Raw genomic sequence first — 25,242 nt, 5'->3', positions numbered from 1 at the left:
CTGGCGGGGAAATGGCACCCGGTCATATCTCCTGATAAAAGCATCACCAGCCCACAAAGGCAAGTGAGCTTTCAGCCAAGCCAACTGGAATCTTGATTTCGACGACGCAGTTGAGAATGCTACTGGCACCCATTCTTATGATTCAAATCACTTGGCAGATTCCCCTCAATGGCCTTGATTCCAATATTATACGGCTCATAGCAACGGCGTTGAGGTCATTATCAGCAAAATCTATTCGTCAATCACCCCAGTATTGACAGGCACTAGGATAATCGCGGCACTCAATTGCATAGAATACTCGTTGACAAACTATAAAGGGCTATTCTTATTTTACTAGGGCTGTTGTGGCAAAACCAAAGCGGCCTCCATTTTCCTTAGTCGTCCCTCCTTCCCCCCCCTAAAATGCCCAGAAAACGGAAAGTTAACCTGCCACTCATAGAAGTGGTAGCCGTCAGTCTCATTGTTCACGTTGCAGGCCTAGCTCTGTTGGGTGGTTTTACCATATGGTCAACCATGCGCCCGGAAAAACCAGAAATGGAAGCCCCGGTCCTCCCCCCCCCCCCCCCCCCCCGACCCGCCCCAGCATCAAGTGACGCTGAAAAGCTCCCAAAAAAGTAGCGCACGCCCAAAGGCGCGCATTGCGGTGACGAATATTTCTCAAATCAACCTGCCTGACATCAATGTGAACATCCCCGTGGTTGATTCCATGGTCTCAGTCGGCACCGGTGGAGTCGGCGGTGGCCGCGGTGGCTTTGGCGCAGGTGGCGTCGATTTCTCCAAATCGGCCGTGGATTTTTTTGGCATCAAGGACAACGGCGAAAATGTGGCCTTCATTCTCGATACCGCAAAGAGCATGGTCGAGAAGCAACGCGGCGATGTCGCAGGCTATGCCCGTGTTAAGGAAGAGATCACCAAGATGATCAACAACCTCAAACCCGGAACATTGTTTAACATTTACGCCTTTGACGATAACTTGGAAACCTTCCGCGCAAATCCAGTAGCCGCCACCGAAGCTAATCGTCAAGCAGCAGCACGCTGGATTGACCGCTTCTGGAAATACGAAAACGGCAGATTCAGCTATCAGGGGGCCAGGGGATTCTCTGTCATCCCCGACTTGACCGATTTGCCCATATTACGCCATAATCTCGTCCGCGTATCCGGAGACAAAGACGACCCAGACGCCGTCTTCGAACTCCAAGAACGTACCCCTGAGCAACAAAAGATCGGTGCAGGCAGTTCACGTATGGACTTGGCCATCCTCGCAGCGACGGAACGTGGAGCAGATGCGATCTTCATGATTACCGACGGCACCCCAAATCTTCGACGTGCAGTAACTGAGAAGGATTTGAAAAACTTCCAAAAACGCCACCACGATTACCAAAAGGCGTTTGCTAAAAACAAGGATTCTAAAGAATACAGGCAATACCAAGAGGATTATAAAGAATTTAAAAAGAAAGTCGCCGATTACCAAGCAGACCGTCGACGCCGTGGACTTCCTCCAGAAATCCGTGAAGGCGGCTGGCCCGGCGGATTCTCCGCCCCAAATCCCCCAAAAGATGTCGGCTGGAGCCCAAGCTTTTCACATTACATGAGCACCGCTGAGCTCGTTAAGATGATCGGGGATCGCGTGAAGGAAATCTACCGCGAAGTTCACAAAACCCAATTACCACCGTTGCACGTCGTTGGCTATTCCACTGGTGACAAGGAACAAGCGATCATGGAATCGTTGCAAAAGCCATTTAAGGGCGGGAAATTCCGGAAAATCACCGAAAAAGACCTTCAAAAAATGTCGGATGATGACAAAAAGGACAATCAGTCCTGATCTCATTCAAATATTAAAAAAAGCCCCTCTTCCTAGAAGTGGGGCTTTTTTTGTCTACAAACCAAAACATCGACCTTGGCGTTCAAAGGTCCTCTGGTTTTCATAAACAGAACTTCGGCATCCCTATATCATACATATTCATGCGACCAACCACGGCTAGCGACCGAAGGCTCGTTTCGTCAAAACAACTAGAGTCAATCAACTGATTGAATGAATTCCGTTGAAATACCTGCCAAGGTTATCGACAATGCCATGCACATGTTCCTTTGCCCCCCCCGATCATAAACTGACAACCATGCAATAATCACATGCCCGCAACCGCAGAGAAACCAAACATCCTCCTGATTACCACAGACCAGCAGCGCTGGGATGCCCTTGCACTCAATCGGCCTTCCACAACACTACGCACTCCTACATTGGATTCGCTCGCGGCCGATGGGATGAACTGCACGCGAGCCTACACAACCTGCCCAGTGTGCATTCCTGCGCGACGCAGCCTACTCTCCGGTTTGCACCCTCAAGCCCACGGCCTCTATGGTTATAAGGACGGTTTGGAGTGGGATGCCCCAATTTCCTCCCCCGACCTGCTGGGCCGACATGGCTACCAGACGCAGCTCATTGGCAAACTGCACCTCTATCCTCAGCGCAAGCGCTACGGCTACGATCACATGATCCGCACCGAGAGCCCAAATGATCGATCTGACACTGAATTACAGAGCGTCAACGATTGGGCCGAGGACTTGAAGTATCGTGGAATCACTGATCAGCCAAACAACATCGGCATAGACGGCAACGGCCGCAACGCACGCCCTTGGGACTTGGCGGAGCAATACCACCACACCAGTTGGTTGACCGACCGGGCGGTAGATTTTGTAACGGAATATCGCGACCCAAGTTGCCCGTTCTTCCTTCACCTAAGCTACTGGGCACCACACCCACCACTTGTCCCGCCGCAAGCATATTGGGACATGTATGCGAACCATGGCGGTCAGCCGGTGTTCTCCGACTGGACACCAAAGGACAAGGAATGGCGACCCGGCACCCGTAATATCAACGCGACGGGGCCATTCCGTGAACAAGAAATTTTCGACGCCATTCGTGGCTACTATGGCCTGATCACTCACGTCGACCATCGGATTGATTATTTGCTAAACCGTGCCTTTGGTTATGGCTCTCCCCGCGCCTCAGAACCGACGATCATTATCTTCACTTCTGATCATGGCGAAATGCTCGGTGACCACCATCTCTGGAGAAAATCGCTGCCCTACGAAGCCTCGGCGCACATTCCATTCTTTGTCTCTTGGCGCAATATGGACCTCAAGCCAGGTTCATTTGACGGACTAGTGTCTTTGGAAGACGTTGCCGCAACGGTGTTCGACCTCTGCGGCGTTGAGATGCCTGAACAGTACAACAACGAACTCAACAGCCGATCGCTGGCACCTGCCCTGCGCGGTGAATCCTGCCATACCCGCGAACGTCTTTTTGGCGAATGCACTGGCGTGGCCACGCATAACTTCATCGTCGAAGGCCCATGGAAATACATTTGGTTCGCCAAGACCCACGAGGAGCAGCTCTTCAATACGCTTGAAGATCCCGATGATCTCCATGATTGCTCAGGCTCTCATGCCGATCTGCTCCCGAAGTTCCGTGAACAACTTGGAGACTATTTGAAAGACCGTGATCGTGAATTCTCCGCTGAGCGTTGTACGCCATGTCAGAATCATCCACCGCGTGCGGTCTGGAAAGAGAATACCTAGACTGAGCTCCCCAAAGGGGTACACGCCCCCCACCACGACAATTTATTCCGATCACCTTTCGCGAGGAATAATCGCATCGTTCAAAGCATCGAGGCAAAAATGCTCAGCGCACTGAGCATTTGCAATTTACTAAGCTAGCAGTTGTTGGCTATTTCGTTTTAGCTGCCTCGAGTGCTTCTGCTTCCTCAGCCTCCAGCGCAAGCGACTCCGCCTTAAGCTCCTCAATTTCCTTTTTCCGCTCCTTATCCTTTCGGGTTTTGAGCTTGGCCTGTAATTCGAATTCTTCAGCAAGAGCCTCAAGGTCCTCCATGTCTGGTGGAATAGTGGAAATCGCCTCCTCCATTGTAGTCAATCCAGAGCGAACCTTCTTCATCGAATCCATGTGCAGCGTCGACATACCACTGAACATCGCAATTTTCTTAAGTTCTGCGGATTCCATTTCTTGGTTAATGCCTTCAATGAGTGCCTCGCTTGTAGTCATCATTTCGTGAATGCCCACTCGCCCCTTGTAGCCCTTACCCGAGCAGGCAGGACAGCCAATGCGGTTGGCGCGGAAGATGCCGCCTCCTTCAAATTGAATTGCCTTGCGGAGAATTTCAAATTCGCGCGATTCAGGCTCGTAAGACTGACGGCAGCTTTTACAGACACGGCGCATCAGACGCTGCGCACAGACCGCGACGATCGACGCTGAAATCATGAACGGCTCGACCCCCATTTCAGTCAAACGCGCAACTGTCCCCGGCGCATCATTGGTGTGCAACGTACTGAAGAGCATGTGTCCAGTAAGTGCTGCTTCCACAGCGATACCCGCTGTTTCCGAGTCGCGAATTTCCCCGACGAGAATGACGTCCGGATCTTGTCGCAAGAAGGCGCGTAGCGCAGTGGCGAAGGTTAACCCGATTTTGCGGTGCATCTGCATCTGACAGAGGCCAGGCAAAGTGTACTCAATCGGGTCCTCTGCCGTGCGGATGCATATGCCTGGATCGTTAATTTCATTGAGCGCCGAATAGAGCGTCATCGATTTACCTGAACCGGTGGGACCGCAGTGGAGAATCATCCCGTAAGGTCGGGTAATGCATTCGCGATAGCGCTCAAGGTTCTCCGGCTCAAAGCCCAATGCTGGCAACGGTAGCGTCGACTTAGATTTGTCGAGAATACGCATGACAATGCCTTCGCCATGGTTGAGCGGCGCAGTGGATACACGTAAATCGATGTTAATCGGCTTTCGAGTAAAATGCTTAAAAATAATACGACCATCTTGCGGCAACCGCTTCTCCGCGATATCGAGATTGCTCATGATCTTAAGGCGCGCCATTAGGGCACCCGAGACCTTCGCCGAAACGGAAAGTTTTTCCTGCAACACACCATCCACGCGTACCCGAATGCGACAGTCTTTTTCAAAAGGCTCAATGTGTATGTCACTTCCACCAGAATAATAGGCATCTTCAATGATCCGGTTGGCTAATTGAATGATAGGTGCGGAATCTTCGGCATCGCCTTCTTCTAGCTTTTCCTCGTCGATGTCGTACTCCATGTCGAGTGCGTCAACAACATCACCAAAACCTTCCGCGACAACGGGCTGCTCGTCGCCCCCAATCTTGAGTTTTGCCAAGATTTCGCGCTTGATGCCCAGTAGTGGCGACACCTTGCGGCGAGTATGCTCATGAACCAAATTGAGAACGGTCAGGTCAAAGGGGTTGTGGACCGCGACCACAAATGTATTACCTACAAAACCAACTGGCAGAACCACATGCTCTTCGCAGAATTCTTTGTCCAACTTTTCGAAAGTACGATCATTAGGCTCGAAATGAAACGCGTTAAACGGTGCCATACCGAAGGCCTTACTCTTGGCGGCGAGCAGCTGAAATTCGCTAATGCCGTAATCCTGAGCGAGCAGCGCCTCTACCTCCTCTCCTGAAAGTTCGGCATCGGTATTGATGATGTGCTCCGCCTGCTCGTTGGTAATACGGTTAAACTGGCAGAGATTACGGACAATTGATGCTTGGATACGTGCGAGAGGCATAACGATTTCAGTTAATCAGTTCTGGATAGATCAGGGGCAGATTGTCTGCGCCCGTATCGGGATTGATCGCCTGTGGGCCAACGCCAAGCGTGTTAAGAGTGGACACAATATCCTGCCCTGACTCCCGCATTGCGTTGCTGACGATGTAGTGCTGCCGCTCCTGAATCGCAGCACTTAATGGCAACAATTCGTGGGGAGAGGAAGAATTGTGATTGGAAACACGTTGCAGGGCAGTCGCCAGATCTTGCTGCATTACCGGACCTTCAGTCTGCAAAGCAACAGCGACGCGCAATACATCAATCAGTTCTCGAAAGTTCCCAGGCCATGTGTAGGAAAGCAACAAAGCAATTCCTTGGGGGTCGAGTTCCGATCGGCCCGGCCGTTTGAGCGACTCGGCGATCAGCGGCAAGTAACGTTTCACATAAGCAGCAAGGTCTGCCAAACGAGCGTTCAACGGGGGCATCACACACAGACTTTGCTCCAATAATTCACGCAATTCCGGATCAATCACACGCGTATCGGAGTCAATCAGGTCACTCTCGATGAAATAAAGGAAGGCAAGATTCTCCGGGGATTCGCGAATACAATCCACCACTTGCTCCTGCGCCGCCAATGATGAATCAGCGAAACCAATGACGCCAACAAGCTCACTGGTTTTACTGTCCACCGCTTTCTCCTTCAGAGCCGCACTCATACGGACACAATCCGGGTGGCGAAGATCGAGCCAATGAATTCGGGTGGCGCTAAATTTCCGCCATAGAGAAACTTCGCGTAACAATAAATCGGCCTCACTCCCACGGGGAGCCGAAATAAATATATGATCCTGCTCATTCGCAGCGCCCCAAACATGCTCCAAAAAATAACGGAAGACGTGGGAACGGTCGCACAAATAATGCAGTGTGCGTGGGTAAGTTTGCTTAAAAGCCAAGGCACCAGCGACCTCTCCGCTCTTGCCTTGGCGGTGCACCCGAAACTCATCTTTGGTTGCTGGCTGGACAAAGCGTTTGACGTGATTAATGAACAGTTGGATGTCGATCGGCTTCTCCAGAACCAGCGTCACACCCATGTTGGCAACCTTGACGAGGTCTGGGGTATTCATCAGTCCGGAAACCAGAATCACTGGCAAGTCGGGATTCATTTCCCGAGATTTGCTTAGGAAATCCGCGCCATCCATGCCCGGCATTTTGAAATCAGAGATAACCAATTCGTAACCAGTGCCATGGAGTTTCTCTAACGCCCGGGCGGGGTCCGTCACAGAGTCTACCAGAAAAGAATGTTGTTCCAACAATGCACGTAGCATGTCGGCGTAGTTTTCTTCGTCATCAAGAACGAGAATTCGCTGTGCCATAGTTACTAAATTAATGTGCGCTTAATGAGCCAAAGTGATACATGCTTATGAGGCATCGGAAACGAGCTTTCAAGCATGGTTTACCATGACCCCAGCCATCAACCCTACGGCAGGTGCGTAGATTCACTTACAAAGGCCAGGTAAAAAAGCTCAGGCAGCGCTCCAAAGTGGCGCGCGTGCCATGACTTATGTTTGAGCTACTCAGCACTAGAAGAAAATCACTGTCGTCGTTAACGGCGATCCAGAGCGTATTTTCAGCAAAATTTATCTGCAATTGCTGGCGTGGTAAACTCAGCGAACGAATCAAGAGATCCAATTGCAAAAACGACAGGCTAAAAGCGGAAATAACGGATTCGTCAGCTTCTTGTTCCCTAAAATAATGTTTCCAGTCGTCATCAGCCTGAATACGCAAGCCCCGCCAACGAACGTTAGGCAGTTGGTCTAGCCAAGATGTGAGATCTGCCGCTGCAGGAATCACTGGATAATAGCATACGCCATCAGCCGTCGTCCCATCAAAATCAGCCCATTGGGTAACCTGCTCATACTTTTTAAAATTATGGCCAGCATCATCCAAAGTAAGCTGAAAGCCTTCACTTGAATCGTGGCCTCGGATGCTTTTGACCTCGCCCAATGATAACCCTTCTGCCCCCGAGTTCAGGGAACGTAACGCAGTCATCAGTGTGAGGCCAAAGCTGCTGGGATCGTCGAGATCTCCATCTATTTTAACCGCTGTAAAATCATTCGTAAAACGAATGTGTAGGGTAGGTTCCAGCGTCAGTTTTTCCATAATCGACAACGATTAAATAAGCTAAAATTAGCGTTAACTAAGAATCCGCTCCATAAATTCCTCGTCAACCTTCAATGCATGACTGGCGGCAGACTGATCCCCCAGCAGAATCGTCACCGCCTTCACGTATTCATCGCGGTAGAGTTGCAAGCCTTGTAGCAGGCTACGAGCTCCACCCACCGCAGAAGACAGTTTTTGCTCGACCCGCTCCAAGTCTTCCATGCTCAGAGTGGCTTTATCCAAGTGTACTGCCATGCGCATGAAGCGGTGAAGTTCTGCGGCATTGCCTGCCCACTTCTGTTCGCGTAGATAAGTCTTTGCGGTTAGCTCTAGCTTGGGCACTTTGCTCAAACCGTGCGCCTTGGCTTCTATTTCTAGATAACGGTTTCCCAGTTCGCCAATATCATCCGGCACGTCTGAAAGCTGTGGCACGGCGATCTCCGTAGTGCCCATAAACATATAAACGGCATCGTCGACCACGCGCTCATCGTAGAGTAAATCTAAGTCACGGCTGACACAAAAAATAAACCGCATCGGGAAGGGAATCGTGTCAAAGGGGTCCTTCTTGCGTCCGATTCGCATAATCAGTGAATACTGCTCGCGAGTAATGGTTTCGGCCCCAGCAATGACAAAAGTAACGCGCTCCCAACCTTTCTGTGTCGACTGCACAATGATCTTCATCATGGATTCCCGGTCAATGCGGGAACGATCAAGCAGCAGATAGAGGTCTTTGCATCCAGAATCGAAATGGCTCAGGTCATCGGTGATCGCCTCCAAATCCGTGCCACGCGGAGCAACCATGACAAGGTTCGTCTTAAAATCGCGCAGACCGTAAAGCTTTTGGGCAAACTCGCGTGAATGCCGATCCTTAGCCGGAAAGGTTTCGAACTTAAACGGAAGGTTATGGTGGAAGTTATCATCGTCGTCATCACCGTCCTCCTGCCCGGATTCTCGTCGCATTCCAGCCTCACGCTCTTCAATGAGCGTCGCCGTTCGCTTGAGCAACGAAAACACATTGAGCGGTTTAAGGAAAACGCCACCCACCCCCTCTCGAATGAGGCTGCGGATTGTGTCGTTGTCCAAATAGCCGGAAACCATGATAATCGGCACGTCCTGCTTGATCTTCTTGAGCGTGCGGATGAGTTCTTCGCCAGACATGCCCGGCATTTTCTGGTCCGTAACGACTAAATCGTAATTCTCATTCTGAAACTGAGTTACCGCATGTTCAGGCTCTTCACAGGAGTCGACGTCATAGCTCGCCTGGCTGAAGATATCTGTCAGCAGTTGATTAAAATCAGTGTCGTCATCGACTATGAGGATTTTCCTTCCCATGCAGCGTAGTAGTCCCACCACTACGCGATAAGTGGCCTATTAAGTCAATCGTAATGGCCATTTTCAGACCACGCATATTATGAGTGGAGCACGAATTCCGGAATAGCCTTCTCCGCATGAAGTAATTGGACGCAAAGGCTTTCTGCAAATCGCATCTCCTCACGTGAAGCATCATCCAAGTCGTCCAACCCAGCTAAATGCAACCAACCATGCACGAGATACAGCGTCAGTTCCTCCGAGAAGCTCAAGCCATGCTTGGGGGCCTCGTCACGAGCACGATCCACACTCACACAGATTTCGCCGGCAAAATCCATTTCCTCGTCGCCAGGGAACGTAATAACGTCCGTCGGGCTTGGGTCATCAAGGAAATCCGCGTGCAATTGAGCCAAATCCGTGTCACTCATAAACACGAGCGAGAGCTCTCCCGTCGGCGCGCCATAGTGCTCCATTCCATCTAGTAGCGTGAAGCAGTGGCGCAGTTGCGCCTCGTCCACGACGAGACGGCTATACAGCTGTGCGTTTACCTGAAGGATTCTGGGCATGAATGGCGGACTGGGTTTCCTGCATGGGAACGGGCGAGGCGGATTGGCCCCGCTTCTTCTTCGCCACGTCATCCTTCGGATACTGCACGCGGCTGTGCAGCATGTTTAGCAGAGTGAAGCAAAAGCTATCGCGGACCTTTCGAATCTGTGCCACAGTCACCGGCGCATTGTCCAATTGACCATCATCCAGACGCGCGGAGAAAATGCTATCGACTAGTTCCTCAACGCTTTGTGGGGTGACCTTCTTCAGGCTGCGTGAAGCAGCTTCGACGGCATCTGCAAAGAAGATGATCGCACTTTCCAGAAACTCCGGCTTGGGGCCTTCATAGCGAAAAGTGCTTTCATCAACGTCTTCTGGGCGCTCAAAAGGCGGATTCGAGGTACCTGACTGAAGCGGCAGGACTGTCTGCTGCTGGCGGTTGCATGCCTTGCTGTAAAAATACTTGATCAGCGTTGTGCCATGATGCTGGCGGATAATGTCAATGAAGATGTCTGGGAGCTTATGCTGTTTAGCCATGTCAACGCCTTCCTTAACATGGCTTTTGATGATCAACGCCGACATCGCAGGCGTTAGCTCATCGTGCGGATTATAGCCCTCGTGCTGATTCTCGGTAAAATACTCCGGCTTCACCGTCTTGCCAATATCGTGATAGAGGCTGGTTGCGCGGCAAAGCAAGGCATTAGCCCCAACTTCGTTCGCGGCACGTTCGGCCAAATTGGCGACCATCAGCGAGTGGTGGTACGTGCCGGGGGCATCCATCTGCAGTTTGCGTAGAAGCGGGTGGTTGAAATCCGTCAACTCCAGTAGCGTGATGTCTGTCGTGTATTTGAAGATGTGCTCCATAATCGGCAACAGACCAATAACAATCACACCGGTGACTAAGCCTGCACCGATGGCAGTTAACACCTGCTGGCCCACCGTTATCGGCGGGAGTTCGTTGAGAAAGCCCAGAAAGGCTGCGACCAAGGCCACGACGAGGCCCGAAGCCAAGCTGGCACGCATCAACTTACCCCGCAAACGGACTTCCCGCGCAAAATATATCGCCACCATGCCGCCCAATAAGGAAACGAGGAAACTGTCAATAGCCCCCCCCCACATCAGCGAATGCAACGCGCTGACAGCAATCGTAATCAAAGCCGCAGGACGAGGGCCAACCATGATCGCCATCACGATGGCACCCAAGGCCACAGGCGCGGCAAAGGGCAACATGGCCAACAAACTGCTATTACCGCCAAAGAACGACGTTTCACCGAATTGCTGGATGACTCGCAAGAGCAGTAAATTGATGATCAGCACTGTCGCAATCAGCCCGAAGCGACGGTTCGAACGCCCGTTAAGCGAAAAGACCGTCTGCATGAACAAGATTCCGCACAGCATGAGCACGATCGTCATGACTGAACGGTGCACCAGCGTGGCGTTGAAGCCCCAGACAATTTCCGCACTTTTAGTCAACTGTTCTCGGTAGGCTGCGACCGCTTCCACTTGCTCCAATGATACGATATTGCCCGGTTCCACGATGACCTGCCCCTGCAGGAAAACCACATGAACCGGCTCCACGCCAGCGGCGGCCTGCTCCTTGATGGACTCCGTCGTTTCCACATCATATTCGAGGTTGGGCTTGAGGCCTTTCTGGAATATCCGGTAAAGCGCACGGGAAAGGCTCAAGTCGTCCCCAAGACCCGCCAAATTAATGTTAAGCAGGCGGGCCGCCTCTTCTTCAGACTGAATGTTATCGCCTCGGCCACCGATAACCACCATCGGAACAAGCAGCGAACCGTCCATACTAGTCGTAGCACTGGCTGGTTGCTCGAATACACCGTCGTGCATAACGTCACGCAGGGCCAGTGAGCCTTCTCGGAGTAAAGAAGCACGCTCCTCAGGCGTTGTTTTATCCAGCAAAATGGCAAGATCGTCAGCACTAACCGTTAGGCCGGTTTCCGCTCCGTAGGTGGCGGTGAACTGGTCAATGACCGGAGGCCATTCATTGCGCGGCAGGTTGGCCAACTCCGGCATCAGTTCGGTTTCCAAAGCGGAGTTTAGCCCGTCAATCGCAGTGCTAAACTCTTGGAAAGGCTTTTGATCGAGGCGGTAACGCGGGAGTACGCGTTGACGGCGCTGTTGGCGTGCACGCTCGGTCTCCAGCTTACTCTCGAAGCTAAACGGGAAGTCCGCCACGATGCGCACTTTGGCAACCTGCTTAGGTGTAATTGGCGGACCAGCGGGGGATTGCCCCAAAAAGCAAATGACAATGATCAGGAAGGCCATCAGCAAGAAAATGCCAAATGACACTGCCTGACTCGTCTCAAAGAAGGTCGCCGCTTTCTGCGGCTCCGCATCGCGCCGTTTCCGGCGCGCATCCGCGGTTTGCTGTTTTTTCGACTTTTTCTTGGGCAGAATGGGCATGTGTATTCCTTTCTGCAGAGGCTGGCAGTTTAACGCCGGTCGTTCTGTTTCTCAAGGTTGCATTTTTCGTAGGCCTGGATGATTCGGCTCACGAGCGGATGACGGACGACGTCCATTGCGTCGAAGTAAAAGAGCTTAATGCCCTTGATGTTGGCGAGGATTTGCACGGCCTGTTTGAGGCCTGACATCTTGGAGCGAGGAAGGTCCACCTGAGTAATGTCACCCGTAACGATCATTTTCGACCCTTCTCCCAGACGCGTCAGGAACATCATCATTTGCTCATGGGTGGTGTTCTGCGCTTCATCCAGAATCACATAGGCATGGGAAAGCGTACGGCCACGCATGTAGGCAAGCGGAGCAATTTCAATGAGGCCCTTTTCACGCATTTTAGCGGAGTCCTCCTTGCCCATCATGTCATACATCGCGTCATAAATCGGGCGTAAATAGGGGTCCAGTTTCTGTTCAAGCTCACCTGGCAGAAAGCCCAAGGCTTCTCCGGCTTCCACCGCTGGTCGGGTGATGATGATGCGCTTCACCTCGCCCTCCTGCAGTGCGTAGAGCGCCGCCGCCATGGCCAAGTAGGTCTTACCCGTGCCTGCTGGACCGATGCCGAAAACGACGTCGTTCTTTTGGATGAATTGCAGGTAGCGCTTCTGGTTGATCGTCTTGGGGATGATGCTCGCCTTGCGCAGCCGGATGACCAATGGGTCGTTAAAGACCTCCATGACATCTTGGCCCTCACCTCGCTCAAATGCCTCCAATATGTGCGAGAAGTCGTTGTTGGTCAGATTGATGCCCTGATTACGCGCAGCGTCCAGCGTATTAAAGAAGTCGACAGCAGCCACCACGCTTTTCTCCGCGCCCTCCAAGTCAAGCCAAGCCTCGCGGGTGACGATGTTTACGTCGAATACTTTCTCCGCCCAGCTCAGGTTGTCATTCTTAGCGCAATAAAGCGAGCTGAGGTGACGCGGGCTGGGGAATTGCAGTTTTTCAGTTGCCATGAAATGCGTACTCGAGAGATCAGGCGTGCGCTGGTGCAAAAGAACGCAGACGCTGCCACATGGTGTCCATGCTCTCGGGCAGGACTTTGGTTTCGCCCAAAACGGGCATGAAGTTTGTGTCGCCGTTCCAGCGAGGGACAATGTGGCAATGGAGGTGTTGCGGAATGCCCGCCCCAGCCGCGCCGCCAAAATTAAAGCCGACATTGAACCCATCCGGTTGGATCGCATCGGTTAAAATATGCTGCCCTAGGACAATCGTCTCCATCAAGTCCGCGCGCTCAGTCGCCGTCAGCTCCGCCAACGTGGGGACCTCTCGATAGGGTGCCACGAGTAAATGCCCAGCATTGTATGGAAATTTATTCATTACAATGAATGTGTGCTCTCCACGCCAGATCAGATGGTTTGCACGATCATCATCACTCGCCGGAATACGGGTAAACGGATTCCCGCCCCCATTTTCTGGTTTGGGAGCTTCGATATAGGCCATGCGCCAATAGGCGTGAAGTTGATCCATCGTGTGTTGAAATTTTCGGTGGATGTAATAGAATAATCCGACGTAAGGCTAGCTCAAAGGAGAGTGCCAAAAATAGGGGGTTATAGCTAGTTGATTGCCCAATTTGGACAAACCTCAGCCGGGTTTCGTTCAACATTGACAATAAGTCTCTTGATAATTGATCTCACTGCCGATGTTTCTCCGCAACGCCAACCGGCTCCGTATTACCGCGATTGTCCTCCTCGTCCTGTTGGTCAATCTGGCGGGCATGTGGCCATTGGTCAGCCAACAGGCGGCGCGCAGCGTGGACCTCTTTCAGCGTTACAGCGAATTCATGACACTTACCGAGGCGCTTGATCACGCTCTGGGCGATGTGGAATTCTGTGGCGAATTGCCCACCTCAGACGAATTTCCCACTGACTGGTCCGCCCTCCCCAGTAACAGCGAAGGCAAACTGATTTTACTGAGTCAGGCCCCTGGCCTACCCATTCCGACAGAAACGCTGCTAGCGCTCCCTCGAGAAGAAGCAATCCCCGGCCTACGCGCCTGGACTCCAGAAACGCCCCCCCCCCAAGTTTAGATTGGTTAATTGTCTATCTGGCTTCACACGCAATCGGCGTGTGACTGCTGTTTGCTATTAAAATACAATCCAATCTAACTATGTACACCTCTAAGTTTCTTCTTCAAACCAGCACATTTCTCCTTCTGTGCGCTGCCAATGCAAGTGCCGCAGAGCTTTCCAGCGTCGGGCAGTTCATGCCCATGGTTCACATCAATATCGAATACAACGAATTCCTCGGCGAGCTCGACGTTCATGTGGATTCTGGCGTGCCACAGATGACGCCTCTCAGCATTCTTTCTCCAGGAGACAGCTTTAGCCCAACCGCACCTTGGTACACCACGCTTGATCCTAGTCAGGAAGGCCAAGCATGGACTCGGCGTTTCGGGTTTGTATCCACCCTTGATCCAGCCCCGGTTGACCGTTTTTTCTGGATCGATCTCAATGCCACCAGCGATAACTTGGAAGCATATTTTTATCGCGAAACACCGGAGACCTTCACTCCGATTTTCGGAACTGATGGTTCAAGTACCTTGTGGGAATTCCCCAACTCGATGACGCACCCGGTATTTGCCACGTCTCTTGCAGGGGACTACTCAATCAGTGGCTCAGTGTATATTGGGGACGCCAGTGGGATCATGGACATCACCTACGACGCAGCTCCCTTCACCCTGAACTTTACTGCGGTGCCAGAGCCATCCACCTATGCCTTAATGGCCGGCGTCGCGGGCGCATGCATAGCGTTTGTTCGTCAACGTAAGCGCAAAATCGGATGATTCAGCCCACCTGTTTAATGAGCCGCCCTCGGAAAAATTCCAGGGCGGCCTTCACGCTGGTTGAGCTGCTAACGGTAATCGCCATTATCGGCATACTTGCGACAATCCTGATTCCAGTCGTTGGGCATGTCCGGCAACAGGGCAAACTGGCAAGCTCCACCTCACGGCTTCGTAATCTCGGCCAAGCCGCCATCCTCCATACTGCCGACCATCAAGGTGAATGGCCCCGCAGTACGCATGCCTATGACCGCAAATCGCCCCAATGGTGGTTGGCGCTGTCCCCTTACCTATGGAACGAGCCCATTACCAGTGCATCCAATCCAGCCTTTGCCCGCTATCATGAGCAGATGCTGCGCGATCCACTGGATGTCGTCGAACAAAACGACGGAACGCATGCAAACCGCTTCAGCTATGGATTCAACGTGTACCTGCAACTGGGCGAACATGACGATTACGAAGGAAAACCAACGCGTTGGAACAAAAATTTCAATGTCCCATTCCCAGAATCCACGGTCATCTTTGCCACCAATAAGCTGGAAACCAGTGACCATTTCATGGCGCACTACTGGGTAAGTCGTACCGACGCTGAACACGACCTGGACGCACGTAATGGCGAGCAGGCGGGCATCGCCTATTGCGATGGACACGTCGAATGGGTGGCACCAAGCGAAACCTACGACCCGTCAAATGGCATAAACCATTGGAACCCGTCACTCGCAGGTAAACGGTAATCACGCACGCCGAACGGCATTGGATTTGACAAGCCACGCTATTGACATTTCACCCATAGCATTCTCATGCGTAAGTATTCACAATTGCTACTCCTCGCCTTCGCGATTACCTCCAATAACGCAATGGCAGTCCTCGTCATCAATATTACGGATAATGGGACTAACCTCACGATGACCGCTACGGGCAGCTATGACTTCAGTGCGCTTAGCCCCGGTTCTGGTGTCGGTTTAGGCAATAACGCGGTTGTTATGCCTGTGGGCGGTGGCGGTGCCTATGGCTGGAAAACACCTGGCCCCAACGCTGACGGCTATCCGATCACCTTCGATAATACCTTTGCTGGGATCACGGGCGCAATTACTCCTGACTTTTTTTCCATTAGTCACCCGTTCTTTGTCAGCTTGGACAACAATGTGATCTCAATCCCCAACGGCTCTCCTCAGATTGCTAGCGGCATTAATAATATTGCGGTCTTCAACGGCTACACGCTCTCAAGCATGGGCATCACCCCAGGAGTCATTAACGTGAGTTGGGCTGGCGACAGCGCCATCATCACGGCTTCGGCTGCGCCCATCCCCGAACCTTCCACCTACATAGCCCTCGCTGGCTTTGCCACACTGGGAGTATTCATCTGGCGACGTCACAAGAGAAGTTAAAGCTCAAGACAATGCCAGAGGCTTCATTAAGCCCGTGTCTGGACATTCAAAAACTTGGATTAATACTGAATCAGTGCACATTATACTGAAAGTGTATAGAATTTCGGAAAATAGTGTGTTCTCAATCAACAAACTCAATCATACACACTAGTCTTGAAAACTTAAGGCTAAAAACCCCCCAATATTAGACGGCATTCAACAGGCAAATAGGGATGACTATACATTGAATCCATACAGTTGTTCGTTTACATTATAACCTGTATGAAACGTATAGTTGTTATAGAAGACCAAAAAATCCTTCGGGAATTTATTAAGGTTATGGTTCAGAACTTTCCGATGCTCGAACTCGTTGGTGATACCGGCGATGGGCTAGAGGGTTATAACCTAATCAAAGAACACAAGCCGGACATGATAATACTCGATGTCGTGCTTCCAGGCTTAAACGGCATCAGCATGTTAAAGCGACTAAGTAAAGAAATGCCTGATGTTCTTGTTCTCGGTTTTTCTTCATTTTCCAATCGAAGCCAAGTTCGCCAAATGATTGAGGCGGGTGCCAATGGCTTGGTACAAAAGACAGAATCGCTTCAAGTCTTGGAAACAGCGATTAAAATGGTTGCCGAAGGACAGACTTACTTCAGCCCAAACATTTCAATAATGATGCGCGATCTAATGCTGAACCCATCTCAAGTGGAAACAGCTGATGATCTGACTTTCAGGGAGCGGGAAATTCTTCAGTTGATCGCCGAAAGCAACAGCAACAAGGAAATCGCTGAAAAGCTCGGCATCAGTGTTAAGACCGCTGAAACCCACCGTAACCGCATCATCAATAAACTGAATATCCATGATGCCCCCGGCCTGACTCGCTACGCAATTGCCAGCGGACTTGTCGGCGTTAACTAAGGCACCTGAGGAGTAGGCTGCTCATGTTATGGGTTGTGACAATTGAGACGACCATGCCCTTGAATTATCGAAGTGGGCTTGAGCACAAATGCTATTCAGCCCCATTCCTCTTATCGAGTTTTCCCGATTGCACTCTCCAACCCTAGGCTCTGTGCGTATGCGAGCCCCTCAGGCTCAGCACCCGCAGAATTCAACACCCCGAAAACAACTCCCCGGTAATTAGACTCCCCTATTAAGTCAGGGTCCACCGAAGCATTATTGACACCCTGTGTGACCCACTTATCTGCCTCTTTCCGAACAAGCCAGTGACATTCCCAATCGCCTTCAGCATCTTTAAAGACTACCATCATGCCCTGCTTAAGCTTCCTGAATGGCGCATTATCAACCAAGAGCACTGAGCCACTGTTAAAATACGGACTCATCGACTTCCCCTGCCCCAGCATCACTTCCCAATTAGCATTTCGATCTGCAACCTTCATCGCATCCTGAATCGCCTGCTTCAAAGGAACAGTAGTATGCATGCTTACTTCGACATTCGACGCTTCAAGAGAAACGAGACCGAAGATACCGGTGGAAAATAAAATTAAAGAGATTAACGCTTTCATGCCTTAATTCTCTCATACAGCAGTCGATAAAGGTATTCACTTGAGGCCGGATATGTACTTCGCCGTTAATTTAATTTAAGACAATCCACACTGCTATATTGTACAAAACAGGACGGACAAAACCACTGCGCAGACTGCATAAAAAGACAGTGAAGACTGTAGATGGCTTAGCCAGTTCGCATTACACCGAATACAGTTAAGACCCGACGGAAAAAATCATTTTATTTACACAATGATTAGTACCAAATTGCGACTTCCAACCTTAGGTCTGCTGACGGCTTTAGCAGCCTTATCTGGCGGTTGCACTCTGGAATCCTCTCCAAACGAAGTGGCCCCAGTCTCATCGTTAGGCTATAGGGAAGCTGGGCGCGCTGCCATGATCGTGGAAGACCTCGGCGACGGGCGTATCAGCGGCCCCGCTGAGGGAACCTCGATGCAGCCGCTCTATGGGAAAAACGCCTACTTGGTCATCAACCCCATCAATTACGATGAACTGAAGCCAGGAATGGTGGTGGCTTATAAGGACTTGAGTGGACGCAAAGTCGTTCATGCACTCTTGGCTAAGGAGGGCAAGTATTGGACTGTCCAAGGCATTAACAACGCCTTTGAAGATCCAGACTACGTGACGCCCGAGAACCTTCTAGGCGTAGTCTATGGATCATTTCATGCCATCGAATAGGCTGTTTTCGAAGCCACGGTAATAATCCATAAGGCCAAGCGTTCGTTGCTTTGTGCTTTCATTTTCTGCGATGAATCCTTTTCCTCGCCGCAATGTCTGACCAATCTACCAACGCCGATCTCATCGACGCACTTGCCCAAGAAACCGTCCACCGCTACCAGTTGCCCAACGGGCTAACGGTCATCCACAAGGAGGATCGTGCGGCGGCGCTGATCTCCGTGCAAACATGGGTCAAGACGGGCAGCATGCACGAAGGCACCATGCTCGGCGCTGGCCTATCGCACTATCTGGAGCACCTACTCTTCAAGGGTACCGAGAAGCGCGGCCCATTGGACATCAGTCGGGAAATCAACAGTTGCGGCGGCTATGTGAACGCCTACACCACCTTTGACCGCACCGTGTATTACATTGATGGGCCGTCGAGCGCGGCAGAAACACTTTTTGACGTGCTTTCCGACATGTCCCTGAACTCCGCGCTCCCAGAAGCGGAGATCCTACGCGAACGAGACGTAATCCTGCGCGAGATTGACATGGGCCTTGATGACCCTGATCGCCGCCTCTTTCACACCTTCGCCCACTCCGCCTTCCGTGAGCACCCTTATCGGCATCCGGTCATCGGCCATCGGTCACTGTTTGAGGGCGTCACGCCAACGCATCTGCGAGACTACTATCAAGGCCGCTATGCGCCCAACAATATTGTGCTGATCGTCGTAGGCGCGCTTGGGGAAACCGAGTGCCGCGAACTCGCTGACAAATATTTTGGCCAAGCGCCCATGCGCCAGCTCGCCCCAGCCTGGTTCCCTGACGAACCCGCCCAACTCGCTCCCCGCAGCGACCGTGCAGTGGGTGATTTTAACATCGTTCGTGGCTTCATTGGCTACAAAGTGCCCGGCCTCTCGGCTGAGGACGCCCCCGCTCTCGACGTTCTGGCCCGCCTGCTCGGCCACGGCGCAAGCTCCTGGCTCTGGCAGAGCCTCCGCGAGCGTCAACGCTTGGTCCATAGTATCGGCGCTGGCTGCTGGAACCCCGGCGACCACGGGCTGCTCTGGATCAGTTTCGTCTGCGACCCAGGCAAACGCGAAGCCGTCGAAGACGCCATTCGCAGCGAACTAGAACAGGCCCAAAAGCGCATCCCCCGCCCCGACGAAGTCGCCAAGGTGGTCCGCCAATCCCTCGTAGCCGAAGTGAACGCTCGCAAAACCGTCAGCGGGCAAGCCAGCCGTCTCGGTTCCGCGGAAGTCGTCGCGGGTGATCTCGGTTTCCCGCGCCAGCACCTGCTTCGTCTCGCGCAACTCACTCCTGAGTCCGTTCAATCCGCCGCAGTACGTTATTTGATCAAAACGGCTGAAACCGTGGCCTCGCTCGACCCCAAGCCCGCGGAAATCACGGCACCGAGCATCAATACCGGTGCCGCTTTGCCTGATTTCGAAGTGGTGCCCTTTGCCAATGGCGCTAAATTGCTCCTTCAGCCCGGCGGAAGCGTCCCCAAGACACACTTGCGCTACGTAGCCTCCGGCGGCCCACTCTGGGACCCTGTAGGCCAACGTGGAGCCACTGGCGTGCTTGCCACACTGCTGACCCGCGATACCGCCAACCGCAGCCAATCCGAAGTTGCCGCCGCCATTGAATCCATTGGCGGAAGCTTTGAAGAGCAAGTGGGCAATAATACCTTCGGCCTAGCCATGGAGACCCTGACCGGGGATTTCCCACTCGCTGCCGAACTACTTGCAGACGCCCTACTGCGCCCAGCCCTGCTCCTCAAGACCTTTGAGATCGAGCGCGACGCGCAAATCGCCGGAATCCACGAAGACGAAGACGAAGTACTCGAATGGAGTCGCCGCCGATTACGGCAGAAATTCTTCGGGAAGCACCCTTACGCCGCTGATTATCTGGGCAGCGAAGACGACCTGAACCACTTGACGGTGGACCATATCCGCGATTTAGCCAAACGACTGATTGCCGGGCCCAACGCCCTGCTCGCCGTCACGGGGCAATTCGAGCGCAACGCCATTGTCGACACCTTAGGGCCTATTCTGGAAGCCCTGCCAGCCGACTTTGCCCCTCTCAACTGCCCTGCCCATGACGCCCCCTCGCTGATCGGCACGCATGACGAACAGCGCGACCGCGAGCAAGCCATTGTGCTCGTTGCCTACCCTGACTGCGGCGTTCACCAACGTGACGAATACCTCGCGGGCGAGGCCCTGGACGAACTCTTCAGCGGCATGTCCAGCCAACTGTTCCAGCGAGTGCGGGAGGAAAAAGGCATGGCCTACTTTGTCGGCTCACAACGCATACTCGGCCTGGATTGCGGCATGTTCTCCTTCTATGCGGGCACCAGCCCTGCACAGGCAGACGAAGTAGAAGCCGAAATCCTAGCCGAAGTTGAGCGCGCCCGCAGCGGTAAATTTACCGTAGGCGAATGGTCCGCATGCAAGACACGGCTCATCGTCCGTCGTGAGCAAAGCCAACAGTCTCCGGGCTCCCGAGCGATGCATGCCTGTCTCAATGTGCTCTACGACCTGCCAGTTAATTCGTGGCGTGAATATCCAGACCGAGTCCGGGCCATGAATCTTGATGAGCTAACGGCATTTGCCAATAAACGCTTCACCGAAACGAAACGCTTAATTCAAAAGACTTTGCCTGGAAAGGGCTAATTAATTGGCTCGCGAAGCCGTGCTTGTATTTGTGCGGTAACCTCGTTTTATTTCGCACGCTCGCATACAACTTGCTGAGTGGTTCGAGGTATGAGTCGCGCACCAATACACAAATCTACTGCAACGATCCGGCGTTTATCTCCCAAACGCCCGGCATTTGCATTGGTCGTGGCGATCAGCTTGATGAGCTTCATCCTCTTGCTGACCCTCAGTCTGTCCACCCTCTCACAAGTCGAACTAGCTAGCGCAACCCACGATCAACAACGGCAAGACGCCCGCGAAAATGCCCGCCTCGGCCTGCTCATCGCGCTGGGCAAACTCCAGCAAAGTGCTGGCCCCGACCAACGCGTCACCGCGCGAGCAGACATTCTGGGTGACAACCATTACGCCGATGGAAACCAATATTGGACCGGCGTCTGGAACACGACCAACATCAACGCCGCTCCTGTCTGGCTTGTCTCGGGTGAGACGGACGTAACAGCCGAGTTTCTGTCGGGTGAATCATTGGTCAAAGCATCGGCCTCTGTAATCGACGGACATACAAAAGCCGCGATTCGTGTCCCTAAGATCGAGATCAATGAGAACGGCGTCCACGTCGGCAATTACGCATTCTGGATAAGTGGCGAAAACGACAAAATTGCTTTAAGCGCCTTAGAGCGCATCCATGATTTCCCCACAACCAAGACCGAACGGAGGTATTTGGAATTTCAGAACGGTGCGCCAGATCTCAATTACCTTTCAGGAGAAGGCTACAGCACCCCAGAAACCGACAACTTTAATCTGGAAGCTGATCCCGCCCTGAGCAACCGGCTCGACGTCGCCTTTTCCAACAATCAATTGACCGCTCTTGAGCTATCCAGTGGCCAACCGGCGTTTCCAGAATGGCGCGCAGACAGCTTTTCCCATAACGCCACGGCGGCATCATGGACGGTTTTAGCCAATTCTAACCACGGTGGCCTTAAAGCCAATCTACTGGACGAAACGTTGAATGACCCGATGGCCACCCGCGCCACCCGCGATTTTTTATCCGGCTATCCCGATCCGCTATTAGCGGCGCCGGGCAACGCCCCCCCCTTACGTAAAGAAGGGGAACCCTACTTCGCTCCGCAAACAATACCAACGGAGATCGTGCTCTGGATGGGCATTTTCCACACGTGGAAAGATGCCCAGCTACGTATCCGTTTTCACGTCGAAGCAGAATTCTGGAATCCCTACACCCTGCCCCTCATCTATCCGCCCGACCCTGATCCGATGCATGATCGAGCTTTTGTGGTCCGCTTTGAAAACTTGCCAACCATCACCATTCGGCAGGCCACCAAAAAGCGTGTAGCGCCCACGATCACCGAAGACCTGAACGATCTCTCCGCTTACCCTACCCCAAATGACCCCCGGAAGGGTATTAGCTCTTGGATAGACATTGCCCCGATCGACCTTGAAGACCGCCCTCAATTGGAGCCGGGCGAAGTTTATCGCGTGATGGAGCCAAATCCAATGGTCCAAACGGAAGGCTTGGCACGTGACTTCGGGACACAACTTTGGGCCGAGGAATACGACACCCGCCCGCCAGATAACGCTAAAATTGAGATCAAGGCCAAGCACCCCAAAGACGGCGTAAGAATCATCATTGAGGACTATTTGTCCGGCCAGCCAGTCTTCACGATCGAAAATTTGAAATTCGACGATTTCACGATCAAGAAGACCTTCCGCAAGACCAACTCAAGCGATGCGGCGGATTCCTTCTCCCGCCCAGAAAGCCTCACCTATAGTGTTGAGGATTACACCATCGCTTATCATTTCCGTTTGGCCACCGATGAATCAGACCCGGGTGTGCTCAAGGAACTTCTTGATGGCTTGGATTTGCAACATCCTGTCTTGGATGCAGGGGCCACTTTTACCGATCACGAAGGCGTTACCTACAAAGTTTCCGATTTCATTGATTCCGCAAGTACAGACCCTGCCGACGCTGCCCAGCTTAAAGCGAACACCTTCTCCCTGCTGGATATCTACCGTGACGCAACCACACGAAGCCATAAACTGAGTGAAAGAGTACTCGCCTATGACCTGCCACGCGATGACAGCGACTTTGTTTCGCTCGGTGCCTTACGGTACCTCCCTCGATGGAAAAAAGCATCGACCACGATGGGGATGCCGCATTCTGATGCAAACAATGACATTTTTGACCGGTTCTTTGTCGAAGATAGTAATAAAAGCAACCCGCACCTTGCCTACCTGGATGCAACCGGAAGCCCTGATTTGGCGGAAGTCGCTTCATCAGCGTTGGTCAAAGGTGGATTTAATGTGAACAGCACATCCGTGGCCGCATGGGCGACATTTCTGAGCAGCCGCGGTCTCATCGAAACAACATCGGGCGACGAGGAATACGCCCGGAATTTGTTTACTCGCCTCCCCTACTATAGCGCCGCGAATCCGAGGATTGAAATATCCACAACGAAGCTCGAAACCACGCCATTCTATTTCCCCCCCGTCTATCAGCAGGGCATGCGGCAACTTGATTCGGCGAAAGCCAAAGACCAGCTACTCTTCATCGCCAAGGGGATTGTTACGCACTTAAAGACGCGCGGTAAGCCCTACAAATCAGTCCAGGAATTTCTCGATGCGGGCATAATTCAGGATCTGCTGGAATCGCCCGAAACAGCCGACGGGGGAGGAATTAACGCCAATATAATGAAAAACTCCAATGTCTACATCACGCAAGGAGACATCGCCGCGCAGCGAGCCGAGCTCTTAACGGCGCGATCCGACACCTTCCTCATTCGCTCATTCGGCGACGCAGTCGACCCCTACACCAATGAAGTCGCCGCACGCGCCTGGATCGAAGCCATTGTGAGACGCAAACCCACACTGATCACCGAAGCCGCCCCCCACCTCAATGCAACTGCACTCAATCCACGAAAATTCGAAATTGTTTCATGGCGATGGTTAGACAAATCGGAAGTGCAATAGCAGTGGTCATGATGGCAGCTCTGTCCCTCAGCGCCCAATTAAACGATCAGTCCCGGTTGAATTTGAATTTCGCCGTTCTACCGCTCGATTCTGCCTTGGTTGAGCAAGAGCTGTTTTACACCGATGACGGCGAGCCATCGGTCTCAAATGCCGTCGAGCTAAGCCTCAACCCACGCGAACGCTCACAGTATTACCACTACCAAGGCCCCAACCCGATGCCGATCTTCCACAAAGTGAAAGACAAAGAGGAAAAGACTCAATTGATACAGGCTTATCAAATAAGCTTCCCCGACGTTCGCGGGGAGTGGCTTGTCCTCCTTGAAAAAACCACCCAAGCCCCCCCCCCTTACCGGAGCCACACCTTCCTATATGACGAATCCGCTTTTCCAGAGGGCAGCGTGTTATTTTTCAACACCACCGCAGCCAGTTTCAGCGGTATTTTGGGCGAAAATGAGCTAAAAATAGAGCCGGGAAGCAACCAGCCCATTGATATCAGCGCCTACTATCAAGGCGAGGCACCTCTCGGCCTGATCGTAAAAGACGGCGACCAAATCCACAAAGTATTGTACAGCAAACTCAGCTTTTCTCCCGATCGACGCACTTTGATGATCCTCCGTCCGCCGAAGCGCCCCGACTCGTATCGAATCCAGGCCCAGCGCATTAATGAATACCTAGGCAAGTTCGATCCAGATGATCCGGGTGCTTGAATTGACCCTGAGCTTGATTTTTTCGCCGGATGGGGTTTGGATAAGGTAATGTCAGAACAAGCCACCCTTAATCCCCCCCCCGAAGTACGCGTCGGCGATGAGCGCCTCGTGCAATTGACCGAGTCGGCGGGTAAAAAGGCCGCAGCCCTCATTAATCGCGAACAACAAGGGCAATACCTACGGGTGGCAATCAACGGCGGCGGCTGCAACGGCCTCTCTTACAAGATGAAATTTGTCTCTGCCCCAAAGAAGAACGACATCCTCGTGCCGACTGCGGGCATACAGGTCATTGTCGATATGAAGAGCGCCCTCTATATCAAAGGCACGGTCATGGACTATTCCGACCAAATGGTGGGCGGGGGATTCAAATTCACCAACCCCAACGCCAAGAGCAGTTGCTCCTGCGGCGAAAGCTTCTCCGTCTAACCCCCCCCCTCTTGTTCAATCATCGGACCTGCCAATTCAGTATCGGCTCGGGCTTGCGGCTTGAAAGCTCGTGTCATG

Annotated in this window: 22 protein-coding genes; 13 read left to right on the top strand and 9 right to left on the bottom strand. The window is 52.5% G+C overall.

Annotation, left to right across the window (positions count from 1 at the left end; translation table 11 throughout):
* Positions 1-402 precede the first annotated feature (402 nt).
* The 3 genes from IE065_RS10840 to IE065_RS10830 all read left to right on the top strand — a co-directional run bounded on the left by IE065_RS10840 (position 403) and on the right by IE065_RS10830 (position 3,579).
* Positions 403-618 carry a hypothetical protein gene (locus IE065_RS10840; RefSeq protein WP_189514902.1) on the top strand — a complete coding sequence of 72 codons (216 nt, stop codon included), beginning with the start codon at positions 403-405 and terminating at the stop codon, positions 616-618.
* 25 nt (positions 619-643) lie between these two features.
* Entirely contained in the window at positions 644-1,822 is a 1,179-nt protein-coding gene (locus IE065_RS10835) for a vWA domain-containing protein (RefSeq protein ID WP_189514901.1), read from the top strand.
* Between the two features lie 308 nt (positions 1,823-2,130).
* Complete coding sequence (locus IE065_RS10830; protein ID WP_189514899.1) at positions 2,131-3,579, top strand: sulfatase-like hydrolase/transferase; 1,449 nt, start codon at positions 2,131-2,133, stop codon at positions 3,577-3,579.
* A 148-nt stretch (positions 3,580-3,727) separates the two neighbouring features.
* On the opposite strand, the gene IE065_RS10825 is transcribed toward IE065_RS10830, so the two are convergent.
* The 8 genes from IE065_RS10825 to IE065_RS10790 all read right to left on the bottom strand — a co-directional run bounded on the left by IE065_RS10825 (position 3,728) and on the right by IE065_RS10790 (position 13,530).
* On the bottom strand, positions 3,728-5,602 hold the full coding sequence (locus IE065_RS10825) for a GspE/PulE family protein (RefSeq protein WP_189514897.1): 1,875 nt from the start codon (positions 5,600-5,602) through the stop codon (positions 3,728-3,730).
* Between the two features lie 7 nt (positions 5,603-5,609).
* On the bottom strand, positions 5,610-6,950 hold the full coding sequence (locus IE065_RS10820) for a response regulator (protein WP_189514895.1): 1,341 nt from the start codon (positions 6,948-6,950) through the stop codon (positions 5,610-5,612).
* Between the two features lie 127 nt (positions 6,951-7,077).
* Positions 7,078-7,737 carry a hypothetical protein gene (locus IE065_RS10815; RefSeq protein ID WP_189514892.1) on the bottom strand — a complete coding sequence of 220 codons (660 nt, stop codon included), beginning with the start codon at positions 7,735-7,737 and terminating at the stop codon, positions 7,078-7,080.
* Positions 7,738-7,770: 33 nt separating this feature from the next.
* Complete coding sequence (locus tag IE065_RS10810; RefSeq protein WP_189514890.1) at positions 7,771-9,069, bottom strand: response regulator; 1,299 nt, start codon at positions 9,067-9,069, stop codon at positions 7,771-7,773.
* A 77-nt stretch (positions 9,070-9,146) separates the two neighbouring features.
* Positions 9,147-9,611, bottom strand: coding sequence for an rRNA maturation RNase YbeY (gene ybeY, locus IE065_RS10805; protein WP_189514888.1), 465 nt, complete (start codon positions 9,609-9,611; stop codon positions 9,147-9,149).
* Positions 9,574-12,015: an HD family phosphohydrolase gene (locus tag IE065_RS10800; protein WP_189514887.1), complete on the bottom strand. Its 2,442-nt coding sequence runs from the start codon at positions 12,013-12,015 to the stop codon at positions 9,574-9,576. Before IE065_RS10800 ends, ybeY begins: the two co-directional genes overlap by 38 nt.
* Before the next feature lie 29 nt (positions 12,016-12,044).
* Positions 12,045-13,016, bottom strand: coding sequence for a PhoH family protein (locus tag IE065_RS10795; protein WP_189514885.1), 972 nt, complete (start codon positions 13,014-13,016; stop codon positions 12,045-12,047).
* A gap of 19 nt (positions 13,017-13,035) precedes the next feature.
* A complete protein-coding gene (locus IE065_RS10790; protein WP_189514883.1) occupies positions 13,036-13,530 on the bottom strand; it encodes an HIT family protein in 495 nt (164 codons plus the stop codon).
* Between the two features lie 172 nt (positions 13,531-13,702).
* Here IE065_RS10790 and IE065_RS10785 point away from each other — a divergent pair, with 172 nt between their 5' ends.
* The 5 genes from IE065_RS10785 to IE065_RS10765 all read left to right on the top strand — a co-directional run bounded on the left by IE065_RS10785 (position 13,703) and on the right by IE065_RS10765 (position 17,129).
* The gene (locus IE065_RS10785) at positions 13,703-14,089 is read left to right on the top strand and encodes a hypothetical protein (protein WP_189514881.1); all 387 of its coding nucleotides are present in this window, start codon (positions 13,703-13,705) and stop codon (positions 14,087-14,089) included.
* Between the two features lie 80 nt (positions 14,090-14,169).
* Positions 14,170-14,844 carry a PEP-CTERM sorting domain-containing protein gene (locus tag IE065_RS10780; protein ID WP_189514879.1) on the top strand — a complete coding sequence of 225 codons (675 nt, stop codon included), beginning with the start codon at positions 14,170-14,172 and terminating at the stop codon, positions 14,842-14,844.
* Positions 14,845-14,861: 17 nt separating this feature from the next.
* Positions 14,862-15,575, top strand: a complete 714-nt coding sequence (locus IE065_RS10775) for a type II secretion system protein (RefSeq protein ID WP_200163347.1) — start codon at positions 14,862-14,864, stop codon at positions 15,573-15,575.
* A gap of 66 nt (positions 15,576-15,641) precedes the next feature.
* Positions 15,642-16,229, top strand: a complete 588-nt coding sequence (locus tag IE065_RS10770) for a PEP-CTERM sorting domain-containing protein (protein ID WP_189514875.1) — start codon at positions 15,642-15,644, stop codon at positions 16,227-16,229.
* Between the two features lie 261 nt (positions 16,230-16,490).
* The gene (locus IE065_RS10765) at positions 16,491-17,129 is read left to right on the top strand and encodes a response regulator (RefSeq protein ID WP_189514873.1); all 639 of its coding nucleotides are present in this window, start codon (positions 16,491-16,493) and stop codon (positions 17,127-17,129) included.
* A gap of 110 nt (positions 17,130-17,239) precedes the next feature.
* On the opposite strand, the gene IE065_RS10760 is transcribed toward IE065_RS10765, so the two are convergent.
* A complete protein-coding gene (locus tag IE065_RS10760) occupies positions 17,240-17,734 on the bottom strand; it encodes a S24/S26 family peptidase (protein WP_189514871.1) in 495 nt (164 codons plus the stop codon).
* Positions 17,735-17,966: 232 nt separating this feature from the next.
* On the opposite strand from IE065_RS10760, the gene IE065_RS10755 reads away from it, so the two are divergent.
* The 5 genes from IE065_RS10755 to IE065_RS10735 all read left to right on the top strand — a co-directional run bounded on the left by IE065_RS10755 (position 17,967) and on the right by IE065_RS10735 (position 25,164).
* Positions 17,967-18,413 (top strand): S24/S26 family peptidase, encoded by a 447-nt coding sequence (locus tag IE065_RS10755; RefSeq protein ID WP_189514869.1) that lies wholly within the window; start codon positions 17,967-17,969, stop codon positions 18,411-18,413.
* Between the two features lie 92 nt (positions 18,414-18,505).
* Entirely contained in the window at positions 18,506-21,067 is a 2,562-nt protein-coding gene (locus IE065_RS10750) for a M16 family metallopeptidase (protein ID WP_189514867.1), read from the top strand.
* Between the two features lie 90 nt (positions 21,068-21,157).
* Entirely contained in the window at positions 21,158-24,031 is a 2,874-nt protein-coding gene (locus tag IE065_RS10745) for a hypothetical protein (protein ID WP_189514865.1), read from the top strand.
* The gene (locus IE065_RS10740; RefSeq protein ID WP_194500027.1) at positions 24,004-24,738 is read left to right on the top strand and encodes a hypothetical protein; all 735 of its coding nucleotides are present in this window, start codon (positions 24,004-24,006) and stop codon (positions 24,736-24,738) included. Before IE065_RS10745 ends, IE065_RS10740 begins: the two co-directional genes overlap by 28 nt.
* A 48-nt stretch (positions 24,739-24,786) precedes the next feature.
* On the top strand, positions 24,787-25,164 hold the full coding sequence (locus tag IE065_RS10735) for a HesB/IscA family protein (RefSeq protein ID WP_189514862.1): 378 nt from the start codon (positions 24,787-24,789) through the stop codon (positions 25,162-25,164).
* Positions 25,165-25,242: the final 78 nt, after the last annotated feature.

The organism is Cerasicoccus arenae, assembly GCF_014651635.1.
GTDB lineage: Bacteria > Verrucomicrobiota > Verrucomicrobiia > Opitutales > Cerasicoccaceae > Cerasicoccus > Cerasicoccus arenae.
The sequence above is the reverse complement of the archived record's forward strand: the minus strand, read 5'-3'. Positions and strand labels throughout refer to the sequence as shown.

Coding starts and splice junctions, on each gene's coding strand:
- IE065_RS10765 (WP_189514873.1), top strand. CDS start 16,491: ATGAAACGTATAGTTGTTATAGAAGACCAAAAAATCCTTCGGGAATTT.
- IE065_RS10755 (WP_189514869.1), top strand. CDS start 17,967: ATGATTAGTACCAAATTGCGACTTCCAACCTTAGGTCTGCTGACGGCT.
- IE065_RS10760 (WP_189514871.1), bottom strand. CDS start 17,734: ATGAAAGCGTTAATCTCTTTAATTTTATTTTCCACCGGTATCTTCGGT.
- IE065_RS10795 (WP_189514885.1), bottom strand. CDS start 13,016: ATGGCAACTGAAAAACTGCAATTCCCCAGCCCGCGTCACCTCAGCTCG.
- IE065_RS10825 (WP_189514897.1), bottom strand. CDS start 5,602: ATGCCTCTCGCACGTATCCAAGCATCAATTGTCCGTAATCTCTGCCAG.
- IE065_RS10820 (WP_189514895.1), bottom strand. CDS start 6,950: ATGGCACAGCGAATTCTCGTTCTTGATGACGAAGAAAACTACGCCGAC.
- IE065_RS10770 (WP_189514875.1), top strand. CDS start 15,642: ATGCGTAAGTATTCACAATTGCTACTCCTCGCCTTCGCGATTACCTCC.
- IE065_RS10810 (WP_189514890.1), bottom strand. CDS start 9,069: ATGGGAAGGAAAATCCTCATAGTCGATGACGACACTGATTTTAATCAA.
- IE065_RS10745 (WP_189514865.1), top strand. CDS start 21,158: ATGAGTCGCGCACCAATACACAAATCTACTGCAACGATCCGGCGTTTA.
- IE065_RS10750 (WP_189514867.1), top strand. CDS start 18,506: ATGTCTGACCAATCTACCAACGCCGATCTCATCGACGCACTTGCCCAA.
- IE065_RS10735 (WP_189514862.1), top strand. CDS start 24,787: ATGTCAGAACAAGCCACCCTTAATCCCCCCCCCGAAGTACGCGTCGGC.
- IE065_RS10840 (WP_189514902.1), top strand. CDS start 403: ATGCCCAGAAAACGGAAAGTTAACCTGCCACTCATAGAAGTGGTAGCC.
- IE065_RS10800 (WP_189514887.1), bottom strand. CDS start 12,015: ATGCCCATTCTGCCCAAGAAAAAGTCGAAAAAACAGCAAACCGCGGAT.
- IE065_RS10830 (WP_189514899.1), top strand. CDS start 2,131: ATGCCCGCAACCGCAGAGAAACCAAACATCCTCCTGATTACCACAGAC.
- IE065_RS10785 (WP_189514881.1), top strand. CDS start 13,703: ATGTTTCTCCGCAACGCCAACCGGCTCCGTATTACCGCGATTGTCCTC.
- IE065_RS10740 (WP_194500027.1), top strand. CDS start 24,004: ATGGTTAGACAAATCGGAAGTGCAATAGCAGTGGTCATGATGGCAGCT.
- IE065_RS10775 (WP_200163347.1), top strand. CDS start 14,862: ATGAGCCGCCCTCGGAAAAATTCCAGGGCGGCCTTCACGCTGGTTGAG.
- IE065_RS10780 (WP_189514879.1), top strand. CDS start 14,170: ATGTACACCTCTAAGTTTCTTCTTCAAACCAGCACATTTCTCCTTCTG.
- IE065_RS10815 (WP_189514892.1), bottom strand. CDS start 7,737: ATGGAAAAACTGACGCTGGAACCTACCCTACACATTCGTTTTACGAAT.
- ybeY (WP_189514888.1), bottom strand. CDS start 9,611: ATGCCCAGAATCCTTCAGGTAAACGCACAGCTGTATAGCCGTCTCGTC.
- IE065_RS10790 (WP_189514883.1), bottom strand. CDS start 13,530: ATGGATCAACTTCACGCCTATTGGCGCATGGCCTATATCGAAGCTCCC.